Below are 24,123 nucleotides of genomic sequence, written 5' to 3' on the forward strand. Positions count from 1 at the left end.
TCGGGTTGATGTCAGTGCGTTACTTTACCAGCATCATCCGGCGCGTCAGACGCGTGTCGCCGGTGTCGAGCGTGTAAAGATACAACCCGCTGGCCAGCGTTTCCGCATGAAATGTCACCGTATGGGCGCCGGCCGGCTCCACGGTGTCGACCAGCTCCCGGACCGGCCGGCCCAGCAGGTCGTACACCGTCAACCGTACGTGGGTGCTGGCGCCGAGTTCATACCGAATCGACGTGGTCGGATTAAACGGATTCGGGAAATTTTGCTCCAGCGTCGTCGTTTGCGGCAGCGCGAGGTCGTCCTCGTTGGCCACCGGAGCGCCGCCTACCAGGAACGTCGCCCGGACGGGGATGATGGATCCCTGCAGCGGAAATTCGTCGTCCCCTCCGTCCTGAAACTGGGTCTCCCAGAGCGAGCCCCACGAGCCGTCCCCGCGGCGCACGTACGACCGGTTTTCCGTCGTATAGGCCGCCGCGCCCACAACCATGTAGTTCACGTCCGTTCCCGTCTCCGCATAGCCGATGTAAAAGGCGTCGGGCAGATTCTGCATCGCCACGCCATCGGCCTCGAGGTCGACGGTGAAATGGTTGAGCGCCAGCTGCGCGCCGGCGTAGGCGCGTGGGTCGGTGATCGTCTTCGAGAACAACACGGCCCCGGGGGAGCCGTTCGCCGCGACGTCCCAGATCCGCAGGTCGATATCACGCGCGGATTCGGGCGGCAGGCCGGCCCCCGCGAACTGGCTCAGGTAATACGGCGAGATAGCGACTTCGAGCAGGCGGCTGTCCGCCGGCGCCTCGAACCGCGTCGCGACCGCGCCGTTCGCGCCCGAACTCAGCGAAAAAAACGTCCCCGACAGAGCCGATCCGTCGTCGTACACCGTGCTCAGGATGCTCCCCGTCAGATCGGTCGACCAGTTCGCCGAGAGCTTGACGCCGACGGCGGCCGTCAGCTCGGGGCGTACGTGTGTCACCTGGACGATGACACGCTTCTTGTCGCCGGCGATCGAGCGGCTCGTGAGCGGCAAAGCGAGGTCTTCGTACGTGATCGCGCCATCCTGCGCCTCGGTGATCACGCGGACACCCATCCGGGAGCGAATGGTCGACGTCGGGTCGATCGTGTCCAGATTGAGCACGAAGTTCTGGACATCTTTCCAGACGTAGAACTGCGCGGCGCCGGGCGACACGTTGAAGGTGGTCTCCGGCGTCGTCTGCGTCGATCGCCCATCGATCAGGGCCGAGGGGACGGACACGATGCCGGCGTAGTCCGGATGGGCGTAGCCGAAACGAGGCTGAATCTTGGGGATGTTCAGCATGTTCGCCGTGTGGTAGTCGAGCAGCACCTCCGTGAAGTCCAGCCCGGCTCCCGCTAAGACGGCTTCGTAGCCGATCCGGCCGCGCGAACTGTTTCGGGTGATCGACGCCGTCGTCGCCGGCCCGAGGCGCTCGGCCAGATAGGCGGTGTACAGGCCGGCGCGGCGGTAGTCGTCCAGGATGTTCGCGCTCTCTTCCCAGCTGTAGAGCCCGATGTTATACAGGCCCGGATCCAGCAGCTGCGTCATCGGACGGGGCAGGTAGCCGTTGAGCACCTCGGCCCACTCCGACAGCCCTTCGTTGACGAAGGTCAATTCGTTGAGGTCGTAGTTGTAGTGGATCAGATGCTGGTGCTCGTGGGCCGCCGTGCTCAAGAGTTCCGTGACGGGGCGCGAGGTGAGGCCCGGCGTGGTATCGAGATAGAGGATGTCCTTGTTGTTGCCGCCGCCGAACACCGAGAGGTCCGATGAGGTGACGTAGCCGGCGACATAGATATTGGTGTTCTCGCCGCCCTCGATGATGTCGTACAGGAGGATATCGAGCCGGCCGTCGCCGTCCACGTTGGGCGGTGCGCCGAAATAGGCGTTATTGTTCGCGATGATCCCCTTGGTCGGATCGATCGATCCGTCCGGCGTCGCCTGCAGCAGCGCCTCTTCCAGCGTGGCGATGTCCGAGTCGCTGACATGCCCCATTCCGAGTTCGCCGGTCTCCACCCAGATGTTGGCGATGTCGCTCGACGCCTTGAGTTCGAAATCCTTCGTTTCCCAGATCGGACTCGTAGCGAGGTTCTTGAGGACCTTAAACGAGGTCATCATGCCCACGGTATAGGTCGGAGCCGATGCCGCCGCGGCGAGTTTGCCCGCGTTGCGTTGCGCGTGGAAATCCTCCAGCGCGCGCAGGGCGTCCGGTTGCCGGCTCAACCTGTCCGTGACGTGCAGGATGTGAGCCGGCTCGCCCTCGCGCGGCGTCTGTCTGATTTCCTGGGCGATCGACGGGCCGGCCGTCAGCGCGGCTAGGGCCAGAACCAGCGTATAAAAACGAGTATGCATTGGGATGGTCTCGGTTCTGCTGCGAGAGTGGGGCGCTCGGTGGGGCGGGTGGCTCGTACGTTGAACAAATTGTATGCCTTTGCGCGACGTGCGCCATAAAGGCGTGCGCGCGGGCCGGCGAGGCATTATTTTTCAGCCGCGCTCCTGAAGAAGGTCCTGACGGATGCGCGGGCATGCAGACAACATGGCTTTATATACTACGCATGAAGAATAACATACACCGATCCACCCCATCAATTCCCCGGGGCACACGCACCGCCGGCTTTTTTTCGATGGCGCTGATGCTCCTGCTGCTCGCCGGTTGCTCCGGCGCGCGGCCGATGCCGAACGAGATCGTCGTGGAGGGCATGGTGACGGCGCGGGGCAACGCGCCTTTTGTCGTCCAGCTCCTCGAGACCGATCAGCAGAATGCCTATGTGCTCGTCATGGACGAGGCCATCCGGAACCAGTACGTCAACCCGGCGCGCCTCCGCGTCAGCGGCGTCGTCTACGTCGCCGATTGGGCCGGCCGCCCGTTCACGCACCTCCGCGTGACCCGCCTCGAATCCCTCGGGGACTAGGGGCAGGGGGTTCGAGGATGGAGGTTTAAGGTTTAAGGTGTGGTGTTCGACAATGTTGTGGCTTTACGTGCCTTTACGTGCCTTGAACCTAAAGCCTCAAACCTTGAACCCTTCTCCCCTATGTGCGGCTGGACGAAACGAGGTCGTTGTGGCTTTACGTGCCTTGAACCTAAAACCTCAAACCTTGAACCCTTCCCCCCTATTTGCGGCGGGATGAAGCGACCGGGATGAGCTGCCTGAGGGATTGCACGGTCACGATGCGGAGCCCGATGAGGCCGGCGAGGTAGACGATGAGCAGGCCGGTTTCCGTCCACCAGTGATGCAGCATCGGAACGGCGAGCCAGAGGATGTACAGGGCGGTCGCCCAGGCGACCATCGCGAGAACGCGTCGCCAGTCGTACGGCACGGGGAAAAAGCGGCGCACGAAGAGATAGAGCATGATGGCCATGACGGCGTAGGCGGCCGTGGTGGCCCAGGCGGCGGCGATCATCCCGAAGCGCGGGACGAGGAGGGCGTTGGCGATGAGGGTGAAGACGCCGCCGGATAGGGTGCAGATGACGAAGTAGCGGGTTTTCTTTTCGATGTAGGGGCCGGCCGTGAAGTTATAATACCAGCCCTGGAAGAGGTAGGCCAGGAGCGCGATCGGGACGATGTAGAGCGCCGGCCAGAATTGCGTCGGAATGAGCGGCCGCCCTCCCACCAGCGGCAGCGCCACCAGGTCGTCGATATAGAAGGTGATCGCCAGGATGACGAAGAGGCTGAAGGCCGTGAAGAGCGAAAAAATCCGCGCAAAAAGCGGCAACGCGTCGTCGTCGTCGGCGTGCTGCAGGAAAAACGGTTGCCAGGCAAACCTGAACATCTGGGCGATGAGCATCATGAACACGCCGAGCTTCCAGACCGCGCTGAAGATGCCGGCCATGAACTGGCCGTATTGCGCGTCGGTCGTCGCGCTGTTGGCGACGAGCGCGCTCAGGTCGAAGGTCGATTCGTAGAGGGCCCGGACGTGCTCCGCATCCATGCGGCCGACAAAGATGACGTTGACGCGGTCGACCAGGGCGTAGCTGAGGCCGCTCGGGATGAACGGGAGACCGAAAAGTACCAGTTGACGCCACAGGTGCGGCTGCAACCGGAATTTCAGGTGCTTCGCATAGATGGGCAGCACCATCAGGAAGCTGATCGACGACGCGGCCAGGTTGGAAACGAATACCGCCTCGATGCCCTGCTTGAGGCCGATGATCAGGAACAGGTTGAGCCCCACGTTGAGCGAGATGTTGATCATCTTCAGCACCACGAAACGGCCGGCGTTGTTCTGCAGACGCAATTCGGCAAACGGGACCAGCGTGAGCGAGTCGAGCGTCTGGATGCCGATGGCGTAAAAAAACAGGTACGACCAGCGCGGGTCGATGCCGATCAGGTCGCTGATGAACCCGCGCGAGAGGATGATCACGGCCGAGAGGGCCCCGGAAACGAGAAGGATGGACCAGGTGGCGGTGCTCAGGACCTCGTCGATGTGGCTTCGCCCTTCCTGGCCCGAGGCAAACTTGAGGTAGGCCGACTCCATCCCGTGCTGGTACATGTGATTGGCCAGGGTGAACATGGCGTAAACCAGCGAGACCACCCCGTAATCGACCGTGTCGAAAAACGTGACGTAGAGCGGGACGAGGAGAAAATTGATGACCCGGCCTACGATGGTAGAGATGCCGTAGACCGCGGTTTCGGATGCGAGCGTGCGAATCCGGGAAGTAAAACTCATGGGGTGCCGATCGGGCGAGATAGGTACGATAACCGGAGGATGCCGGCAAGATAATGAACTGGCTGCTTACTTCCTCCAAGGTCATGCCGGAACGCCGGCATCGCCGATGTTTCCGGCGGCGCGCTCGCCTGAAACGAATGTATACCGTTATTGTTATTGATTTTCCGGTTTTTCACGGATCGCGAAATCCACACGTTGTGGAAAACGTGTGGGTTAACGGTGCAGGAACTGTGCGTATCCCGCGCGGGATGTGGGTAACCGGAGCGTTTTGAGACGAAAACGCGTGTTTTGATATGTTTACGGCGCTTTGTGTGCGGGAATGTAACGCCCTTGTTCTGTGGAAAAAAAACACTTGCATTATGAATCCGGGGTCATTTAATTACGTTGACTTTTGTTCAGCGGACATATGCGGTATCACCCTAGGGTCGTATAGACCGTTATGCGTGTCGGTTGCAGGGTTTTTCGGCGGCTCTCGTTTCAAGTCTGCGAGCTGCTGGCTCCCCAAGCTAAATGCGTGACATTTCTCCGGCATTGGCCCGGCAACCGGACATAATCCACCACCGCCGTCCCCAGCGAATCACCTGAAGTCCGAGCAAAATATGTCTGTACGAAAAACGCTGTCAGCTACTGAAAGCAAAACTCTGTCCGGTACCGATTCTCTCAAGAAAGGTCTCGCGATCACCCGCGCCTTCACGCGCGCCGGCGAAGACCCCTTCGATTCTGTCGTGTTCGAACGTCGCGATGCGACGATCAAGAACCATAAAGGCGGCGTCATCTTCGAACAGAAGGACGTCGAGTTCCCGGTTTCCTGGAGCCAGCTGGCGACCAATGTGGTGGCCAGCAAGTATTTTTATGGCGACGTCAAGGCGGCCGGCGAACCGGGCGAAGGCGGCCGCGAGCGCTCGCTGAAGCACCTCGTGCACCGCGTGACGCGCACCATCGCCGATTGGGGCGCCGCCCAGGGGTATTTCGCTACGCCGGAAGACGCCGAGGCCTTTTATGCCGAAATGACCTGGCTGTGCGTGAACCAGTACGTGGCGTTCAACTCGCCCGTCTGGTTCAACGTGGGCCTGCATCACCAGTACGGCATCCGCGATACCGGCAATAAGAAAATCTACGCGTGGGACGAAAAGGCCGGCCGGATCGTCGAGGCCGACCCGTATGAACGCCCCCAGGCGTCGGCCTGCTTCATTATCTCGGTCGACGACTCGATCGACGATATCTGGCAGCTGATGAGCGAAAGCGCCCGCCTCTTTAAATACGGCTCGGGCGTCGGCGCCGACTGGTCGAAGCTGCGCTCCACCCGCGAGAAACTCTCGGGCGGCGGCCAGCCTTCGGGCCCCGTGTCGTTCATGCGCGTGCAGGACGCCACCGGCGGCACGATCAAGAGCGGCGGCAAAACGCGCCGGGCCGCGATCATGCAGACGCTCAAGGTCTGGCATCCGGACATCCTGGAGTTCGTGACCGCGAAGCAGGAAGAAGAGCGGAAGGCTTGGGCGCTCATCGAGGAAGGCTACGATGGCTCCTTTAATGGGCCGGCGTACGGATCCGTCGCGTTCCAGAACGTGAACCAGTCCGTCCGCTCCACCGACGAATTCATGCAGGCGGCCGTCGACGGCGACGCCTTCTGGCTGCGCACCGCCAAGGGCGGCGAGCCCGTCGAGCACGTGGACGCCCGGGATCTGCTCTACAAGATTGCCGAAGGCACCCATGTTTGCGGCGACCCCGGCATGCAGTACGAGGACACGATCCAGCGCTGGCACACGGTCAAGAACTCCGGACCGATCAACAGCAGCAACCCGTGCAGCGAATACATGCACGTGGACAACTCGGCCTGCAACCTGGCGTCCCTCAACCTGCGCAAGTTCCAGAACGAGGATGGCAGCTTCGACGTCGAGCGCTTCCGCGCCGCGACGCGTGTCACCATCACCGCGATGGAGATCCTGGTCGATAACGCCGGCTACCCGTCGGAAATCATCGCCAAGAACTCGCACGACTTCCGCCCGCTCGGGCTCGGATTCGCCAACCTCGGCGCCCTGCTCATGGCGATGGGCCTGCCCTACGACAGCGACGAAGGGCGCTCCGTGGCCGGCGCCATCATGGCGATCGAACACGGCGAGGCCTACGCCCGCAGCGCCGAAATCGCCGCGAACGAAAAAATCGGCCCGTTCCCGGGCTATGCACTGAACCGCGAGCCCATGCTCGATGTCATGCGCATGCACCGCGATGCCGTGCAGGACATCCATCCGAGCTGCCCGGACTATCTCCTCCACGCTGCGAAGGAGACCATGGACCGCTGCTATGCCCTGGGCGAAAAATTCGGTTACCGGAACGCGCAGGCCACCGTCCTGGCGCCGACGGGCACCATCGCCTTCATGATGGACTGCGATACGACGGGCATCGAACCGGATATCGCGCTGGTGAAGTACAAGCTCCTCGCCGGCAAAGGCGACGGCATGCTCAAGATCGTCAACCAGACGGTCGGCACCGCGCTCAAACGCCTGGGCTACACGGAACTCGAGCGCGACGCGATCCTGGCCTTCGTCGAGAAGAACGATACCATCGAGGGCGCTCCCGGTCTGAAAGAGGAACACCTCGCCGTGTTCGATTGCGCCTTCAAGCCGTTTAACGGCAAGCGGTTCATCCAGCACACGGGCCACATCAAAATGATGGCGGCCTGCCAGCCCTTCATCTCGGGGGCCATCAGCAAGACGGTGAACCTGCCGGAAGACTGCACCATCGAAGACATCATGGATGCGTACGTCGAAGGCTGGAAGCTCGGCCTGAAGGCGGTCGCCATCTACCGGGAAAACTCGAAACGCAGCCAGCCGCTGTCGACCTCCAAGGGCGGCAACACCAAAGGCAAGGAATCGGCCGGCACCTCGGGCGACGGCGCCATGCGGGCGCCGGAAATCGTGGAGCGCATCATCGAGAAGGAAACCGTCGTCTACAAGCCGATCCGCAAGCGGCTGCCCGACGAACGCCCCTCGGTGACGCACAAGTTCTCCATCGCCGGCCACGAAGGCTACCTCCACATCGGGCTCTATCCCGATACCCGCATGCCGGGTGAGATTTTCATCACGATGGCCAAACAGGGATCGACGATCTCCGGCCTGATGGATGCCTTCGCAACGGCCATCTCGATCGCACTCCAGTATGGCGTGCCGCTCGAAGACCTGTGCACCAAGTTCAGCCACACACGCTTCGAGCCCAGCGGCTTTACGAACAACAAGCAGATACCGATCGCGAAGTCGATCATGGACTACATCTTCCGCTACCTGGCGATCAAGTTCCTCGGAACGGTCAGGGAAGAAGAGTCCTACATGAACCCGATGCGCGCCGTCGCCGACGAAGTGGAACGCATCGGACCGGCGGAAGATGAAACCCAGATGGCCCTGGAATTCGACGAGCCCGATCCGCTCGTCGGCGGCACCGTGGAAGCTTTTCTGAGCGGTTCACGGACCGATGCCTCCCAGGGCGCGCTATCTAAGAAGCAAGCCACCTTCCAGAATCAGGAAGATGCGCCACCGTGCGCGGTGTGCGGAACGATCACCGTACGCGCCGGCGCTTGCTACTCATGCCCCTCGTGCGGGGCATCTAACGGATGTGGATGAGGATTCGTGAGTTGATCGCAGGGTAGGAACACGCCCGGTCTCTTTGTGGTGGGGAGGCCGGGCGTTTCCTTTTTAATGGCATATTAAATCCTCTTCATTCGAGCATTTCGACTTTAGCTGCGACAGATCGCCGTCGATACACAAACGGCTGAGTGTGCCAGTCCGGCCTCGCTGCCTCCGGGCAACCCGATCGGCGCACGAAGCTGTTTACCCTGTTTCGCCCAACGCTGCTCGCAATCCATGCTCAACATCTTTTCATCCTCCCGGCAAAAAGAGACCGATGCGCGTCTCGCGGCTGCCCTCGGCCAGATCGAAGCGATCAACCGCTCGCAAGCAATCATTGAATTTGAGGTCGATGGCACGATCATCTCCGCCAATGAGAATTTCCTGAAGACCATAGGCTATCGCCTCGAAGAAATCCGGGGTAAACACCACCGGATGTTTGTCGATGCCGCGTATGCCTCCAGCCCGGAATACACGACGTTCTGGGAACGGCTGCGGAGTGGCGAGTTCCACGCCGGCGAATTCCGGCGCGTGAAAAACGGCGGCGGTGAGCTGTGGCTTCAGGCCAGCTACAATCCGATCCTCGGCGCGGATGGCAAACCCTACAAGGTCATCAAGTTTGCGTACGACATTACCCAGCAGAAACAGGAAGCGGCCTACTTCCGGAGCCAGGTGGAAGCCATCGGGCGCTCGCAGGCTGTGATCGAATTTAATCTCGACGGGACGATCGTCAAGGCCAACGACAATTTCCTGACGGCCATGGGATATCGGTTGGACGAGATCGCGGGGAAACACCACCGCATCTTCGTCGATGCCGCCTATGCCGGCAGCCCCGAATATCGGGAGTTCTGGGCCAAGCTGGAGCGGGGTGAGTACCATGCCGGCAAATTCCTTCGGTACAAAAAGGACGGGTCGGAAATCTGGCTGCAAGCGACCTACAATCCGGTCATGGGCCCGGATGGGCGACCGACGAAAGTCATCAAGTTCGCGACCGACATTACCGAACAGATGGCGCAGATGAACCTCCGCCAGGAAGTCGCGAACATGCTGAACATGATCGAGGGCGTCGCGCAGGCCTCGAAAGGCATTTCCGATTCGACCACGCAGCTGGCCTCCTCGGCGCAGCAGCAGAGCGTGCAGAGCCAGGAGGTGGCGGCCGCAGTGGAGGAGATGGCCAGCACCATCGTCGACAACGCCAAAACCAGCACCCGGGCATCCGATGTCGCCTCGGCCAACGGCCAGGCGGCTCGCGAAGGCGCGGACGTCGTCAAGCAGACGATCAACAAGATCCGCGAAATCGCCAACATGGTCGGCGCCACATCGACGATCGTCGAGCAGCTGGGCGCCTCGAGTCAGCAGATCGGCGAGATCGTGCAGGTGATCGACGACATCGCCAATCAAACGAACCTGCTCGCCCTCAACGCGGCCATCGAAGCCGCGCGCGCCGGCGAGCAGGGTAAGGGTTTCGCCGTGGTGGCCGACGAAGTGCGCAAACTCGCGGAGCGCACCACCGGGGCCACCAAGCAGATCGAAGGCATGATCAAGTCGATCCAGTCCCAGACCAAGGAAGCCGTCGTGTCGATGCAAAAGGGCAAGCAGGAAGTCGAATCCGGCATCACGCTGGCCGACCACGCCGGCTCCGCGCTGCAGCAGATCGTCACCGGAACTGGCGATACCGTGGACATGATCGCCCAGATCGCCGCGGCCTCGGAAGAGCAATCGAGCACGAGCGCCCAGATCGCCCACTCGGTCGAGGTGATATCGGCCGTCTCCGGCGAATCCGCCGTCGCCATCGGAAGCATCGCAAATGCGGCGAACGACCTGAGCCGACTCACGGAAGACCTGCGCCAGCAGGTGCTGCGGCTCGATAAGGACGACAAGCAGGATGACAAGAAAAAGGCGCCCGCTGCGCCGGCGAAAAAGAACGCGGGCTACCTGGTCAACTGACCCCGGTTCATCGCTGCTGAACAGGACGTAAACAAGAAACCTCTGCCCCGGCCATCGCCGCGGCAGAGGTTTCTGCTTTTATGCGGAGCACATGCGCGCCGCCCACTACGGGTTCATTCCCCGTTCCCCCCGCTCGAACACGTAATTTGCGCGACCGACGAGCAGGGGATCGATCGAACCGATGACATCCTGCTTCTTGTCGGGGTACGGCATGGCGTGCAGTACAAAGCGCATGGCGTTGAGCCGAGCCCGCTTTTTGCAATCGGATTTGACGACCGTCCAGGGCGCGTCGGCCGTGTCGGTGTAGAAAAACATGGCCTCCTTGGCCTTCGTGTAGTCGTCCCACTTGTCAAGTGATGCCAGATCGATGGGCGACAGTTTCCACTGTTTCAGCGGATGCACGTTGCGATGCTTGAACCGCCGGCGCTGCTCCTCACGGCTCACGGAGAACCAGAACTTGATCAGATGCGTCCCGCTGCGCGCCAGATTGCGTTCGAATTCGGGCGCCTGCCGCATAAACTCGGTGTATTCTTCCTGCGAGCAGAATCCCATCACTCGCTCCACGCCGGCCCGGTTGTACCAGGACCGGTCGAACATGACGATCTCGCCGGCCGTCGGGAGGTGCTGCACGTACCGCTGGAAATACCACTGCCCCCGTTCTACTTCATTCGGTTTTTCCAGGGCCACCACGCGGGCGCCGCGCGGATTCAGGTGCTCCATGAACCGCTTGATCGCCCCGCCCTTGCCGGCGGCGTCCCGGCCCTCAAACAGGATGACCACGCGCTGCCCGGTCTTCTTCACCCACGATTGCATCTTGAGCAACTCCACCTGGAGCTGGTACTTTTGCTTCTCGTAGCTCTTCCGGGACATCAGGTTCTTGTAGGGATACCCGCCCTTGAGCCAATCCGGCGACAGCACCTCGTCGGGTTTGATCTCGCTCTTTCCCTCGCTCACCATCGGACGCCTGAGCAGGGCGTTACGAACCAGCTCCGCGTCGTCGGTTGAGGTCCCGTCGAGAATAGCGGTCAACACCTTGGTCAGGGTGTTGATGTCGTGCGGAGGGACGCCGCTGATGACGTCGCGCACCGCGGCAATTTTGGCTTCCTGCGCGGCCTGGACGGATTCGGACACGACATACTGTTCGATCCCGCTTTCGGTCAGGCTCGGGGCCGTGTCGCCGCGCGAAACGGCGCGAGGTTGCTTCTCCCCGGTCTTGCGTTTGGCGTGATGCTGGCCGTTGCGGCTGCCCGGGCGTTCAGCGGAGGGATCGTGTTTGCTGGATCGTTTTGAACTCATGGTCACATTTAAAAGCTGGTAATCTGTCGCGACGGCCGGCCGCGGACGTCAGGGTTGGTACCCGGGGCCACGCACGACGCGCCCCGGCAAGGCCCCCGTATGTTCACCGTAAGAAAGCACCTGGGTGCCGTTTACAAAAACGTGCTGCACCCCCGTCGCGTACTGATGCGGCGCTTCGAACGTCGCGTGATCGGTAATGGAAACCGGGTCGAAGACGACGAGATCCGCGAAAAAACCCGGCGAGAGCCGCCCACGCTGTTCGATGCGCAGGTTTTCTGCGGGAAACGAGGTGAGGCGTCGGATCGCTTCCTGAAGCGGAATGACCTTCTCCTCGCGCACGTAGCGCCCGAGCAATCGGGCGAAATTCCCGTAGGCGCGGGGATGGGGATTCGATTTGAGGAAGACGCCTTCCGGGGCCATCGAGCCGGCGTCGGAGTCGAATGCGACCCAGGGCAGTGCGATCTGGCGGCGGATGTTTTCCTCCGACATCAGGAAGTATACGGTGCTGACGCGACTGCTGTCGTCGATGACCAGATCCATGGCGGCTTCCTCGGGGGTAACGCCGCGCTCCTCAGCGATCTGCGCCAGGGTCATCCCGGTCATGAACCGGAGCTTGGGATTGCGGAAACCGACGAGCAGCGTACCTTCGGGCCCCGCTGAAAGCATCAGATTCTCCCACGCATCGGTAGGCGTCCGCATTTCCTCGGCGACACGCCGGCGGATCGCCGGATCCCGCAGCCGGGCACGCCACGCATCGTACCCGCCTTCCTGTACCCAGGGGGGCATCGCGGCGTCGAGGCCGGTCGCGCCGGCCGTGTAGGTGTACATGTCGGCCGTAATCGCCAGGCCCTGCGCCCGGGCCGATTCGATCTGGTCGATCACCGCGTCCAGCTTGCCCCAGTTCTGCTGTCCCGCCGCCTTGAGGTGATAAATCTCGGCCCGTATGCCGGCCTCGCGGGCGATCGTGATGAGTTCGTCGACCGACTCCTGCAACCGGTTTCCCTCGCTGCGCATGTGCGAGATGTACATCCCCCCGTGACGCGCGGCCACCTTGGCCAGTTCGATCAGCTCGGAGGTGGAGGCGAAAAAAGCCGGCGTGTAGATCAGGGACGAACCGACGCCGAGCGCACCCTCGCGCATGGCGCGATCGACGAGATCGCGCATGCGGCCAAGCTCCTCGTCCGTGGGCGGGCGATCCTCGTAGCCGACTTCATGCACCCGCACCGTCGTTGCCCCGACAAAAGACGCCACGTTGGGTGCGATGCCGCGTTCCGTCAGGTAATCGAGGTATTCCGCGAGCGTTTGCCACGGCAAGATCGGTTCGCCGGCCGAATCCGTCTGGAGGCTCAGCCGGTCCATCATGATCTGGCGGGATTCGAACATATCCACCAGATCCCGAATCGCCTCCTGGCGCATCGATGCGTTCAGCGGACCCATCGAAACGCCTTCGCCAAACACTTCCAGCGTGACGCCCTGGCGAATATCGCTCTGCGATCGGCCGTCGACGAGCAACGTCTCGGTCGCCCAGCTCAGCATGTTGATGAAGCCGGGCGCCACGGCCAGGCCGCTCACGTCCAGTTCCCGCCGGCCCCGGGCGCTTCCCAGGTCGCCCATCGCGGCGATGGTGTCGTGCTGAACGGCGATATCGCCTACGACCGGTGCGTTGCCGAGCCCGTCGTAGAGGATACCGCCGCGCAAAACCAGATCGTATTCCGCCGGGGGCTCGCACGCCGCGACGGCGCAAACGAACAGAACGCCCCAAAGCGTCAGGAGAAGTCTTTCCATAGCTACCGGTTGGTCACAACCGGCCGGCCCCGAATGCCGCCTCCGCCGTGGCGTCGTGGATTATTTTACTTTCAGCACGTCGTCGATCGACTCGACGATGTGACCCACGAGTCCATACGCTTTCGCTTCTTCGGCGGACAGCCAGAAATTGCGGTTGGTGTCTTTTTCGATGCGCTCGAGCGGCTGCTTCGTTTGCCGCGCGAAAATCTGGTTCAGGCGATGCCGCATCTTGAGGATCTCTTCCGCCTCGATCTCGATGTCGCTGGCCGTGCCCCCGGCGCCGCCGGCTGGCTGGTGCAACAGAAACCGCGTATTCGGCAGACAGAAACGATCCTCAACCGGCACCGCGACAAAAATAAGCGCGCCCGCGCTCGCGACCCATCCCGTGCCGATGATGCGGACACGCGGGCGAATGAAGCGGATCATGTCGTGGATCGTATCGCCCGATTCCACGTGCCCGCCCTGTGAGTTGATGAAAAGCGTGATGTCGTCGTCCGACGAGGCCGCCATCCCGATCAACTGCGCCACCACGCTCGAGGCGCGGCGCTGGTTGATCTCCCCGCTCAGGATGATCGTGCGGTTTTCAAAAAGCCGATTCGTAAGGCTGTTGGAGATTTTTTCGACGTCTTTTTCTTCCATATCAGATAATCTTCCTCTACTTCGAGTTCACGTTCCAGAATGATGTGCCTGGCGTTGCAAATGGCCGGCGGCGCGGGACCCCCCGGGGCCGACCCATTCAGCGATGCGAACGACTGGCGAGAATGATGCCACTTGAACAAGAAATCGGGCATCAGGTTGCCTCGGCCGGATCGGGCCACAAAAAACGCCCGGCCTTGAACCGGAGGCCGGGCGTAAAAGGTAGCTGGTTGAGGGAGGGAGAATCAGCTACACAGTCGTATAAACCGTCGTAATACAGGGCGTCCCGAAGGGCGCAGCAGGGCATACATGCCGGCCAGGGCCTTCAGACCGGTCAAATCGTACCGGCCGGCCGACGACCAGACGGGCATAATCTCGGCACGGAGCCCCTGGAATGCAAACCCGGTCGACCGATTACCAGGGTAATCGCATGCTCTTCAAACGTGAGCATCTCCGGTATGGGGGGTATGGGAGGTTTTGCGGTAAAAAATGCCCCCAAGCACCCAAACTCCCAAACGCTTCTCACGGCCACGGCGGGAAAGCGATGGCCCTGGACCGATTACCCGTGAATGGAACTTTTTATTAAGGTGCCCCATTATTCCACGCTAGCCGCGCTTGCTTAAAGCGTATGAAATGGCATCCGGCGTTAATATCTGCCACGGATGAACGATTCTTCCCATGTCCGCAACCCGGGCCATTCCCTGGAACGACCATTCCCTGGAACGACCCTGTGCGGTCCCGCGGCGCCACCCGGGTTCGTTGCCGTGAAGCGTTCGTCCCCGTCGGGCAGGCCCGCAAGTTGGTTCTGCGCCGGAGGGTTGGCCGTTTCGTTCCGTGTTTGACAGGCGTTGACGTCATCCACCTCTCCCTCCCCCATACCCCACGTTTCACTCGCGATCCAATGCCGGCGGGCCCGGTTTTTGAACCGCGATGAAATGTCGCTCTCTCTATTAGCTATTCCCATGAAACGAATTACTTGCCTGCTGTTCGTCTGCGCCGTCCTCGGCCTGGTCGGACAGGCCGGGGCGCAAGAAGTGCACAAAGGAAATCGGGAGGCCGCGGCCGGACTGCAAAACGCCGGCAAATCGGGCAGTCAGGGACGCATTGCCTGTACGGATGGCCGCTCGGATGGGTATCCCTGCAACAATGTAGATCTCGTGGCCTACATGACGTTCCCCGACCTCGTGGGTACGCTCAGTCCCACGACCAATGAGGCCAACGATATCTGGGGATGGACCGACCCGGAGACCGGCGTCGAATATGTGTTGCTCGGGCTCGAGCACGGAACCGCCTTCGTCGACATCAGCAATCCGGAAGCCCCGTTCACGGTCGGCTTCCTGCCCTCGACCAACGTCCAGCGCGGAGAAACGCGCGGCATCACGCCCCAGCCATTTTACTCAACCTGGCGCGATATCAAGGTCTATCAAAACTACGCCTTCGTCGTGGCCGACGCGTCCAATACACACGGCATGCAGGTGTTCGACCTCACCCAGCTCCGTTCGGTCTCGACGCCGCCCGTTACGTTTTCCAATTCGGCGTTTTATGACGGAATCGGGAGCGCACACAACATCGTGATCAACGAAGAGAGTGGATATGCCTTCGCGGTCGGCGTCAACGCGAGCGGGGAAACGTGCGGCGGCGGCCTGCATATGATCGATATTCGCAATCCCCTACAGCCCACGTTCGCCGGCTGCTTTACGGATACGACCTCGCGCTATTCAGGCGTCGGCATCGGCTACACGCATGACGCACAGTGCGTGATCTACCATGGTCCGGACACCGACCATACGGGCCGCGAAATCTGTTTTGGCGCCAACGAGACGGCGATAAGCGTCGCAGATGTGACGGACAAGGCTGATCCGGTCTCTCTGAGCCGGATCTCGTACCCGGGGGCCAAATACGTGCATCAGGGGTGGCTGACCGAAGACCACCGGTATTTCTTCCAGGATGACGAACTGGATGAGTTCAATCAGCTGACCAACTTCACCCGGACGATGATCTGGGACATGACGGATCTGGACGATCCGGTCTTCCTCACCGACTTCTTTTCCTCACAGGCCTCGATCGACCACAACCAGTATGTCCGGGGCCACTTCCTGTATCAGACCAATTATTCGAGCGGGCTCCGGATCTTCGATATCAGGGAGATCGAGAACCCTGTCGAGGTGGGCTTTTTCGATACGCGCCCCACGGACGGCGGCGTGAACTTCAACGGCACCTGGAGTAATTATCCGTATTTCGAGAGCGGCATCATCGCGCTGTCCAGCATCGATGAGGGACTTTATCTCGTGAAGCCCACCGGCATCGCGGTCGATACCGCCACGGAACAGCCGGGCAAGCTCTCCGGCTTCCAGCTGTCCACCCCGTACCCCAACCCCTTCGGCGAATCGACCAGGATGGCGCTGACGCTCGACGAGAGCGCGCCGGTGACGATCGAGGTGTTCGACCTGCTCGGTCGCCAGGTGGCGACGCTCTACCAGGGCGTCGCGCCGGCCGGCTCACCGGTTTCGGTCGGATTCGACGCCGGAAATTTGCCCGACGGCAACTACCTGATTCGCGCCCGCAGCGGCGAACGAACCGCGAGCCGGATCGTCACGATACACCGCTGATCCCGCTTTTCATGCCGGCATTCGGCTAAGGGATGCGCCCGCTCAGGCCGGCGCATCCCTTTTGTCGTTTTTGTCGCCGGCTGAAACATCCGGGTGCCCTGCGTCATACGCATACACACAAATCGTATGTGTATCCTTGTCGTACAATAGACTTTGGGTAGCTACTTAAAGTAAAATTTTAAGCAGGGGCTACTTCCTTTGGGAGGGATGCACTATCTTGGACTATCGATTATGCTGAGCATATCCTGCTCGTATGCCATCATCAAGGCCATGAAAACGAACCGTACCGTCTCGCTCCCGATCATCCTTCTCTTCAGTGCGATCGGCTTACTGACGGGTTGCGAGCTTACGACGCCTCCTCCGCCCTTCGACCGGTTTGCGGTCGACGATATCATCTATACCCAGCACATCCAGCCCATTTTCGATGCCAAATGCACTCGGTGTCACGAAGGGCCGGATGCGGCCAACGGGTTGCGCCTCAACACCTGGGAAAACCTGCTGGCCGGATCGGACGATGGGGAAGCGATCATTGCCTACGACGGCGACAAAAGCCTTCTTATCGGTCTCACCTCCCGTCTGGTGGGCGGTCCTCATCCGTTTGAGCAGGCCGCAGACACCCTCACGACCGAGGAAGTGAACTTTATCAAGCGCTGGATCGACGGCGGCGCGCGCTTCGACGGTGGCATTATCCCGTTTGCGGACGCCACCCAGCTGCTCTACGTCCCGAACGAAAACGACGCCCTGATCTCGGTCATCGACGCGGAGACGCAGCTCGTCATTCGCAATGTGGATCTGGTGCAGGACTTCAAGCTCTCTCCCAATGCGCGCCCGACCAGTGTCGCCATCGATCCGGACAGCAACCACTGGTATGTGTCGCTCAGCGGCATCAACAGGGTGCTCAAGCTGGATCGGCTGAATACGCTCGTCGGGCAGGTCGATATCGAATCTCCCGGATTGCTGGCGGTCCATCCCCGGGAAGACCTGCTCTTCGTGAGTCGTTCCCAGACGGCCGTGAACCCGCCCCCCAAGATCGGCGTGATCGAGCGTTCCACGATGACGCTGCGTGAGGTCGACCTGCCGTCCTCTCGGCCGTATGCGCTGGTCGCGGATCCGCGTGGCGGCTTCGTGTACACCGGTAGTCTGATGGAAAACCGGATCATGAGCATCAATACGCAGACGGATGCGGTCACCTTTACCCTCCTGTCCGCGCCCTTCCACTCGTTCGGCCAGTTCGCCATGTCGCCGGAAGGGACGCGGACCGTCCTCGCAGGGCAGCTTACCAGTCAGCTGCTTCTGATGGATTCCAGCGCGCCGGCGTCGTTCGTGCGCATGGGCGATATCGAGGTCGGGGCCAAGCCGGGCCACCCGGTCTTTTCGCCCGACGGCCAGTACGTCTACATCGGCAATGGCGGCGAAAACACGGTGTCGGTCATCGATGTCGACACGCGGACGATTTTCGCGACGATCGATGGACCGGGACTCGCCGAGCCCTTCGGTGCGTCGATCTCGCCGAACGGTCGGTATCTGTTCATCGGCAACCGCAACTCCAACGGCACCTACACGCCGCGCTTCAACCTCGGGACCAACCAGGGCATCGGGACGGTGACGGTGATCAATACCGAGACGAACCAGATCGAACGCGTGATCGAAGTGGGGCGCGCCCCCGCGGCCCTGTCGCAGATCATGTTCTGAGCGCGCCCGTGAGCCGGCGATGGCTCCACCAGTTCAGGAGCGTAACGGCCACAAAGCCCGAAAGGGCGAGCAGCACGATCAGGGTTACGGGGTCTCCCGGGGCCGGCGCCAGCAGAGCGCCTTCGTCTCCCTGCCACGGCCAGAGAGCCCGAAGCGAGCCGATCATCAGCCCGACCAGGGCCGCCATCGTGCGGTCATGCTGGCGTTCCAGCAACCACTTCAGCAGGTTGGAGAACAGCCCGATACCGGTCGCCGCGCCGGCCATAAAAACCGCGACGTACACCAATTCCCGTTCATGCACGGCGCGCAGCGTGGGTTCGTACATACCCAGAACCAGCAGCAAAAAGGCCCCGCTGATCCCGGGCAGAATCATGGCGCAGATCGCAATCGATGCGGCGCCGAACACCTGCAGCATACTGGGGTCGGCCACCTCGAGCGGGGTCAGACCCGTCGCGAAGAACGCGGCCAGGGCGGCGACCAGCCCGATCGTGTATTCCGCCGGCCCCATCCTGGAGGCGCGCGACCATGGAATGGCCACCGATGCCGCGATAAGACCCAGGAAAAGACCCCGGCATTGCATGGGATAGGTATCGAGGAGATACGGGATGATGCGCGCCCCGACGAGGATGGCGGCGCCAATGCCGGCGCCAAGCGGAATGATCAGCAGCCATTCCACGCGCTGGAGGTGCGTGCGCATGCCGGCGAGGTCGAAGCGGAGCAGCGCAATTGCGGCGAAAAAGCAGGCGCTGATGGCTCCGATAAGTCGTTCGTAAATGCCCACGATCAGGGCCATCGTACCGCCGCTCACGCCCGGAATAACGTCGGCGCCGCCCATCAGGACGCCTTGCGCGAAATGAACCAGACCATCGCGCATACCGTTGCGCGGACCTTTCGTCGAGACCACGGACTTCTCCTCAGCTGAATGAAACATACCGCGTTGAAAAGACAACACTGGAGATTCGTTTCAGCGAGGGCCGGAAGCGGTAAGAAATGTGCGCGAAATGAAGGGCGCTCGGATCAGCTGTCGAGACCGAGTTCGCGCCGGATGCGTGCGTCGCGGTACAACTCAGGGTAGGTCTGGCGGAATTCTTCTTTCTTCTTCGGATCGAGTGAGAAGGCCCGCTTGAGCGAGCGGATGCTTTCCTCCGGTCGGCCCAGCGCAAAGAGCGCTTTGGCTTGCTGGAAGTACGAGCCGGCGTGATTGGGCTCGAGCGTCAAGGCGTTGTTGTAGGCATTGAGCGCATCTTCCAGGCGCTGCGCCTCGAAGAGCGTCTCCGCATAATCCAGCCAGGCTTCGCGATTGACCGGGTCCATCCGGACGACCGTCTCGTAGGATTCGAGGGCGTCGTCGAGCAGGCCGGCGTTGTATTCGCAATCGGCCTTGGCGTACCACAACTCAGAAGATCGGGGGCTGAGATGGACCGCCTTCTGGTAGAAATCGAGGGCCTCGAAGAAGCGTTCCTGGGCATCGAAACAGCATCCCATGCCATACCAGGCCTCGGCATACTGTGGATCCTTGAGCAGGGCCTTTTCAAAAAAGCCTATCGCCTCGGGAAATTCCTGGAGCTCCTCGTACGCCAGCGCGATGTTGTAGAACGTCGCCGCGTCGCCGTCTTCGAGTTCGATGACGTGCTGATAGCTTTCGATGGCGCCGCGCAGATCCCCCAGATTCGCCAGGGCATTGCCTTTATTGTAATAGGCGGACGCAAACTCGTCGTTGATCACCAGCGCCATGTCGTAGGACTGCACAGCGTCCTCGAACCGGCTCATGCGGTTCAGTACGATGCCTCGATTATACCAGGCGTCGTACGAATAGGGGTCGATCTCGATATGGCGATCGTAGCACTCGAGGCTTTTTTCGTCCTGGGCCAGGCGATCGTAGCAGTAGCCGAGTTCGTACCACACCTCGGGATGATCCGGGTTGAGCTCGACGCAGGCGTAAAAGGCGTTGATCGCTTCTTCGAGCGCATCCGCGCGTTCCAGCGTAACGCCCCGGTTGAACAGCGCATCCTCATTCAGAGGGTCGATTTCGAGGGCGTTCTGGTAGGCGGTCAGCGCCTCGTCCGTGCGCCCCAGGCTATCGAGCGTGATGCCCAGGTTGATGATCGTTTCGGGATCGGACGGATTGAGCGTGAGCGCCTTTTCGTATGCCGCCATCGCATCGGTGTGGCGGTTCATATTGTTCAGCAAGATGCCGCGGCGCATCCAGGCGTCCGAGGAATAGGGCTGGGTCTCCAGAATGCGATCTATCGCGCCCAGAGCATCTGCAAATCGCCCCTGTTCGAAGTAAAAGGTGGCGATTTCTTCCAGCGCGTCGGAATCAAAGTAGGCACGCCCCCCCTCCTGCTCGTAAGCCTGAACCAGGTCGTGCACGCTGAAGTTTTCATCCGAGTCTTCGAGGTCGTCGTAGCCGAAATCGAACATACTCATCGGGCGCAGTTAATGGGTTGTAAGAGAGGGCTGCGCGAATGGACTTGCCAGTGTATCTCGATCTTAAGCAGTACCTGCTAAAAGGTTCGCGAAGTATACTGGGCCTCGGACCATTTTGCAACTTGATTACAGGAAGCTCTCGTTCCGAACGGGAAGGGAAACATAATTTAAGCGTTTCGCGTGGGCGTTTTTTCCAATTTTCCCGTGTAGTTTTGGATAAACGCTCCGGCGTGCCGCTTGTCGACGCAAAAGCCGGTTGCCGATCCCTTCAGCTCAATTCCCATACAAGGGTCGTATCGTCGCACAGGGGCCGTGGGTTAAGCACCGCGTCAGGGCCGGCGGCGCGTCATGGACCGAACGGTTGAGGGCCGGCCAGGAGCCGAACGGTGGTCGTTTTTCACGAATCGTGCCGGAATGGTACGACATGCGTATATGTTGATAAGTTTCGAGGGGATCGACGGGAGCGGCAAAAGCACCCAGGCGCTGCGTCTGAAGCAACGGCTCGAGGACGCGGGCCGGCAGGTGCTCCTCGTGCGCGAGCCGGGGGGAACGGCGTTGTCGGAGCGGGTCCGTCAGGTGCTGCTGGACCCTGCCCTGCATGTCGACCCCCTCGCGGAGCTTCTCCTGTTTTCCGCCGCGCGGGCCCAGCTGGTGCGTGAGTGCATCATGCCGGCACTCGCCGATAAGCAGGTCGTCGTGTGCGACCGGTTCTTTGACTCTACAACCGTCTATCAGGGGGCCGGCCGCGGACTCGACCAGGATGGCTGGATCGCGGCCTTCAATCGGCGGGTCACGAGCGGCCTCGTGCCGGCTCGGACCTATCTGGTGGATCTGGATCCGGAGGAAGCCGCCGCCCGTCAGATGGCCCGCGACGGCCAGGCCGGGCGCGACCGGATGGAGCGGGCCTCGGGGGAATTCTACCAGCGGGTGGTGACGGCGTATCGACGGCTGGCGGCGGAGGAGCCGGCGCGTTGGGTCGTCATCGACGGCCGGCTGTCGATCGAAGCCATCCACGATATCATCTGGTCCGACTTCGTGACCCTTGCCGCGGCTAGGAACACGCCCGAACAGTGACCGTTCTTCCCCGTGTCGCCGGCGTCCTGCCAGGATATGCCGCGCCGGGAGACCTTCCCTTTATCGCTCAGGCCACATGCCCACGCTTCCTCAAAAACAGCTCGACGAAGTGCGCAATATCTTCAGCGCATTTCTCAAGCGGCGCAACCAGCGGCAAACCCCGGAGCGATTCGCCGTGCTCGACGAGGCGTATGCTACCGACGACCATTTTGATGCGGACGAGCTGTACATCCGGCTCAAGCAGCGGGGGTCGAGCGTCAGCCGGGCCACGGTGTACAACACGCTCGAGCTACTGATCGACTGCGACCTGATCGTCCGCCACCAGTTCGGCTCCAACCAGGCGAAATACGAGCGCGCGTACAGTTACTGGCAGCACGATCACCTGATCTGCATGGATTGCAACGAGCTGTTCGAGTTCTGCGATCCACGGCTTCAGGGCGTCCAGGAAATGATCGCCGATATCTTCAAATTTGATATAAAGCATCATTCGCTGAACCTCTATGGCCATTGCCGGCGCGATCAATGCCCGAACAAGGCGGTCTAGGCATACTCTTTGTTAATAAATGGGAATATATTACGATAACCCGGATGAGTCAGGCCGGCTGCCTGGCAATACGACGGCGAGATTTCCTATCTTAAGGATACCTAGTGTACGCTATCGCGATTAACATGAGACGTTTGTCCATCAGTCTCACATTGTTTGTACTCCTCAGTGCTTTTTCGCCCCAGCCGGCCGGGAAAGTGCAGTTGGCCTTCTTCAGGGTCTCCGAAGACCCGGGGGGCATGGTCGTATCCTGGCAGGTTGATACCGAGGATGAGGTCAAGGAGTACGAACTGCTGCGTATGACGCGTTTCACCAACAACCGCTTCGTGAAAGTCGAATCCTTCCCGCCGCACGGCGTGAACAAGGCGTACTCGTTCAAGGACAGTCAGATCTTCAAGGCGAGCACGGAACAGGTCGATTACCAGCTCGAGGTTGTTTATGCGAACGGCCAGCGCGAGCAACTCGCCCGGGAGCAGGTGAACTACACATCGACGGCGATCAGGCGTACCTGGGGCAGCATCAAGGCCATGTTCCAATAACCTGCGCGCCGTATTCCCACCCCACTTATGGCGCGAACCCTGATACTTCCCGCGCAACGCGTACGGCGCACCATCGAGCGCCTGGCCTGCGAGGTGATCGAGCATAACAGAGGTATCGACAACCTGATCATCCTGGGTGTGCGTAGCGGCGGAACGGCGCTTGCCGATGCGCTGGCGGCCCAGATTCGCTTCGTCACGGCCGCTTCAGGTAAAGAGGTTCCTGTCGAACATCTCGACATCAGCGGGTTCCGGGACGATCGCGCGCGCGTGACCCCCGCACCGCTTCCCGCCTCCAGGCAAACCCTGCTCGACGATAAAGACGTTGTGCTCGTCGACGATGTGCTCTTCACCGGCCGAACCTCGCGCGCCGCGCTCGATGCCATCGTGCAGATGGGGCGTCCCCGGTCCATTCAGCTGCTCGTCCTGGTCGATCGAGGGCATCGTGAATACCCAATCCAGGCCAACTTCGTCGGCCGGGTGATCCAGACCAAGCACAAGGAACAGGTGGTCGTGGACGTCGAGGAGGGGTTCGCGATTTACGTGGAGGAATAGCTCCGGTCTATTCGTTTGGGGTTTCCGTCTGGACGAACAGTCGGATTTCATGCCCTTCCTTGAGCCGTGTCCCGGCCTGGTATCCCTGTTTGATGACGGTCATGGACGCCGTGTCGTCGTCGTCAGGCGCACCCATCACGACCGACCGCAGGCGTCGGGCCAGCAGGAGCTGGCGCGCTTCGCGCACGGTGAGCCCCTGAAGATCCGGCACGACCACGAAGCGATCCCCCAGTCCGGTGCTGTACCACAGACGTACGCGGGATCCCTCTTCGAGCGTTGTTCCGGCGGACGGATACTGTTTGGTGATCGTTCCGCGGTGTGGGTGAGGGATGGAGTCCGGGCGGATGTCCGAGGGTTCCGCGCGCAGGCCGGCGGCGGCGAGGCGGTTCAGGGCTTCCACCTGGGAGATGCCTTCGACATCTGGAACCGTGACGCTGGGTGTGGAGCCGCTATTGATGGTAAGGTAAATGCGCCGGCCCGGCTTTACGGTGCGGTTGGGGCGGGGGCTCTGGTCCACGACCACGTCGCGTGGCAGCTTGGGGTTGAAGCGGCTGGACTCGACCCGCGGTTCCAGGTTCATTTGCGTGAGCGTCGCTTCAGCCTGCTCGACGGGCATCTCGCTCACGTCGGGCACCAGGATCTGGTCTTGATGCCCGACGATCGAGGGCATCAGCATTTTGTCGAATACAAAGTACCCCGAACCGATGAGCACGATGAGGCCAAACAGACC

The 24,123-nt window shown here is 61.2% G+C and carries 17 protein-coding genes (1 of these 17 only partly in view); 9 read left to right on the top strand and 8 right to left on the bottom strand.

The window, feature by feature from the left end; genetic code table 11:
• Positions 1 to 19: 19 nt before the first annotated feature.
• Entirely contained in the window at positions 20 to 2,359 is a 2,340-nt protein-coding gene (locus tag R2834_16110; GenBank protein ID MEZ4701863.1) for a T9SS type A sorting domain-containing protein, read from the bottom strand.
• Positions 2,360 to 2,562: 203 nt separating this feature from the next.
• Between R2834_16110 and R2834_16115 the strand changes: the two genes are divergently transcribed.
• Positions 2,563 to 2,919, top strand: coding sequence for a hypothetical protein (locus R2834_16115; protein MEZ4701864.1), 357 nt, complete (start codon positions 2,563 to 2,565; stop codon positions 2,917 to 2,919).
• A gap of 199 nt (positions 2,920 to 3,118) precedes the next feature.
• On the opposite strand, the gene R2834_16120 is transcribed toward R2834_16115, so the two are convergent.
• Positions 3,119 to 4,672, bottom strand: a complete 1,554-nt coding sequence (locus R2834_16120) for a lipopolysaccharide biosynthesis protein (protein MEZ4701865.1) — start codon at positions 4,670 to 4,672, stop codon at positions 3,119 to 3,121.
• A 599-nt stretch (positions 4,673 to 5,271) separates the two neighbouring features.
• Between R2834_16120 and R2834_16125 the strand changes: the two genes are divergently transcribed.
• Both R2834_16125 and R2834_16130 read left to right on the top strand, forming a co-directional pair.
• Positions 5,272 to 8,286: a vitamin B12-dependent ribonucleotide reductase gene (locus tag R2834_16125; GenBank protein MEZ4701866.1), complete on the top strand. Its 3,015-nt coding sequence runs from the start codon at positions 5,272 to 5,274 to the stop codon at positions 8,284 to 8,286.
• Between the two features lie 240 nt (positions 8,287 to 8,526).
• Positions 8,527 to 10,236 carry a PAS domain-containing methyl-accepting chemotaxis protein gene (locus R2834_16130; GenBank protein MEZ4701867.1) on the top strand — a complete coding sequence of 570 codons (1,710 nt, stop codon included), beginning with the start codon at positions 8,527 to 8,529 and terminating at the stop codon, positions 10,234 to 10,236.
• A gap of 105 nt (positions 10,237 to 10,341) precedes the next feature.
• On the opposite strand, the gene ppk2 is transcribed toward R2834_16130, so the two are convergent.
• From ppk2 to R2834_16145, 3 genes are read right to left on the bottom strand one after another with little or no spacing between them, the layout of a single operon-like run.
• Positions 10,342 to 11,532, bottom strand: coding sequence for a polyphosphate kinase 2 (ppk2, locus tag R2834_16135; GenBank protein ID MEZ4701868.1), 1,191 nt, complete (start codon positions 11,530 to 11,532; stop codon positions 10,342 to 10,344).
• 48 nt (positions 11,533 to 11,580) lie between these two features.
• Positions 11,581 to 13,317 carry a D-aminoacylase gene (locus R2834_16140; protein MEZ4701869.1) on the bottom strand — a complete coding sequence of 579 codons (1,737 nt, stop codon included), beginning with the start codon at positions 13,315 to 13,317 and terminating at the stop codon, positions 11,581 to 11,583.
• 60 nt (positions 13,318 to 13,377) lie between these two features.
• Positions 13,378 to 13,956, bottom strand: coding sequence for an ATP-dependent Clp protease proteolytic subunit (locus R2834_16145; GenBank protein ID MEZ4701870.1), 579 nt, complete (start codon positions 13,954 to 13,956; stop codon positions 13,378 to 13,380).
• Positions 13,957 to 14,915: 959 nt separating this feature from the next.
• On the opposite strand from R2834_16145, the gene R2834_16150 reads away from it, so the two are divergent.
• Together R2834_16150 and R2834_16155 are read left to right on the top strand one after the other, a co-directional pair.
• Positions 14,916 to 16,562 (top strand): choice-of-anchor B family protein, encoded by a 1,647-nt coding sequence (locus tag R2834_16150; GenBank protein ID MEZ4701871.1) that lies wholly within the window; start codon positions 14,916 to 14,918, stop codon positions 16,560 to 16,562.
• Between the two features lie 270 nt (positions 16,563 to 16,832).
• Positions 16,833 to 18,254: a c-type cytochrome domain-containing protein gene (locus tag R2834_16155; protein MEZ4701872.1), complete on the top strand. Its 1,422-nt coding sequence runs from the start codon at positions 16,833 to 16,835 to the stop codon at positions 18,252 to 18,254.
• Here R2834_16155 and R2834_16160 read toward each other — a convergent pair.
• Positions 18,244 to 19,158, bottom strand: a complete 915-nt coding sequence (locus R2834_16160; protein ID MEZ4701873.1) for a DUF368 domain-containing protein — start codon at positions 19,156 to 19,158, stop codon at positions 18,244 to 18,246. The two genes, R2834_16155 and R2834_16160, sit on opposite strands and share 11 nt — an antisense overlap.
• A gap of 113 nt (positions 19,159 to 19,271) precedes the next feature.
• Positions 19,272 to 20,684: a tetratricopeptide repeat protein gene (locus tag R2834_16165; protein ID MEZ4701874.1), complete on the bottom strand. Its 1,413-nt coding sequence runs from the start codon at positions 20,682 to 20,684 to the stop codon at positions 19,272 to 19,274.
• A 432-nt stretch (positions 20,685 to 21,116) separates the two neighbouring features.
• Here R2834_16165 and tmk point away from each other — a divergent pair, with 432 nt between their 5' ends.
• From tmk to pyrR, 4 genes are all read left to right on the top strand, one after another.
• Positions 21,117 to 21,758, top strand: a complete 642-nt coding sequence (gene tmk / locus R2834_16170) for a dTMP kinase (GenBank protein ID MEZ4701875.1) — start codon at positions 21,117 to 21,119, stop codon at positions 21,756 to 21,758.
• A 76-nt stretch (positions 21,759 to 21,834) separates the two neighbouring features.
• Positions 21,835 to 22,302 (top strand): transcriptional repressor, encoded by a 468-nt coding sequence (locus R2834_16175; protein ID MEZ4701876.1) that lies wholly within the window; start codon positions 21,835 to 21,837, stop codon positions 22,300 to 22,302.
• Between the two features lie 125 nt (positions 22,303 to 22,427).
• On the top strand, positions 22,428 to 22,841 hold the full coding sequence (locus R2834_16180) for a hypothetical protein (protein MEZ4701877.1): 414 nt from the start codon (positions 22,428 to 22,430) through the stop codon (positions 22,839 to 22,841).
• A gap of 27 nt (positions 22,842 to 22,868) precedes the next feature.
• Positions 22,869 to 23,393 carry a bifunctional pyr operon transcriptional regulator/uracil phosphoribosyltransferase PyrR gene (gene pyrR / locus R2834_16185; GenBank protein MEZ4701878.1) on the top strand — a complete coding sequence of 175 codons (525 nt, stop codon included), beginning with the start codon at positions 22,869 to 22,871 and terminating at the stop codon, positions 23,391 to 23,393.
• Positions 23,394 to 23,400: 7 nt separating this feature from the next.
• Here pyrR and R2834_16190 read toward each other — a convergent pair whose 3' ends face one another.
• A protein-coding gene (locus R2834_16190) for a PASTA domain-containing protein (GenBank protein MEZ4701879.1) crosses the window boundary here: on the bottom strand, positions 23,401 to 24,123 show its 3' portion. Its footprint extends 84 nt past the window's final position; 723 of the gene's 807 nt are visible here — the last part of the coding sequence; the start codon falls outside the window, past its right edge; the stop codon is at positions 23,401 to 23,403.

The organism is Rhodothermales bacterium, from assembly GCA_041391505.1.
Lineage (GTDB): Bacteria > Bacteroidota > Rhodothermia > Rhodothermales > JAHQVL01 > JAWKNW01.

Bases quoted from the DNA above. Each gene is read 5' to 3' on its own strand.
- R2834_16120 (MEZ4701865.1), bottom strand. From the start codon at position 4,672: ATGAGTTTTACTTCCCGGATTCGCACGCTCGCATCCGAAACCGCGGTC.
- R2834_16155 (MEZ4701872.1), top strand. From the start codon at position 16,833: ATGAAAACGAACCGTACCGTCTCGCTCCCGATCATCCTTCTCTTCAGT.
- R2834_16180 (MEZ4701877.1), top strand. From the start codon at position 22,428: ATGAGACGTTTGTCCATCAGTCTCACATTGTTTGTACTCCTCAGTGCT.
- R2834_16125 (MEZ4701866.1), top strand. From the start codon at position 5,272: ATGTCTGTACGAAAAACGCTGTCAGCTACTGAAAGCAAAACTCTGTCC.
- R2834_16165 (MEZ4701874.1), bottom strand. From the start codon at position 20,684: ATGAGTATGTTCGATTTCGGCTACGACGACCTCGAAGACTCGGATGAA.
- R2834_16140 (MEZ4701869.1), bottom strand. From the start codon at position 13,317: ATGGAAAGACTTCTCCTGACGCTTTGGGGCGTTCTGTTCGTTTGCGCC.
- pyrR (MEZ4701878.1), top strand. From the start codon at position 22,869: ATGGCGCGAACCCTGATACTTCCCGCGCAACGCGTACGGCGCACCATC.
- R2834_16110 (MEZ4701863.1), bottom strand. From the start codon at position 2,359: ATGCATACTCGTTTTTATACGCTGGTTCTGGCCCTAGCCGCGCTGACG.
- R2834_16150 (MEZ4701871.1), top strand. From the start codon at position 14,916: ATGAAACGAATTACTTGCCTGCTGTTCGTCTGCGCCGTCCTCGGCCTG.
- ppk2 (MEZ4701868.1), bottom strand. From the start codon at position 11,532: ATGAGTTCAAAACGATCCAGCAAACACGATCCCTCCGCTGAACGCCCG.
- R2834_16115 (MEZ4701864.1), top strand. From the start codon at position 2,563: ATGAAGAATAACATACACCGATCCACCCCATCAATTCCCCGGGGCACA.
- tmk (MEZ4701875.1), top strand. From the start codon at position 21,117: ATGTTGATAAGTTTCGAGGGGATCGACGGGAGCGGCAAAAGCACCCAG.
- R2834_16175 (MEZ4701876.1), top strand. From the start codon at position 21,835: ATGCCCACGCTTCCTCAAAAACAGCTCGACGAAGTGCGCAATATCTTC.
- R2834_16145 (MEZ4701870.1), bottom strand. From the start codon at position 13,956: ATGGAAGAAAAAGACGTCGAAAAAATCTCCAACAGCCTTACGAATCGG.
- R2834_16130 (MEZ4701867.1), top strand. From the start codon at position 8,527: ATGCTCAACATCTTTTCATCCTCCCGGCAAAAAGAGACCGATGCGCGT.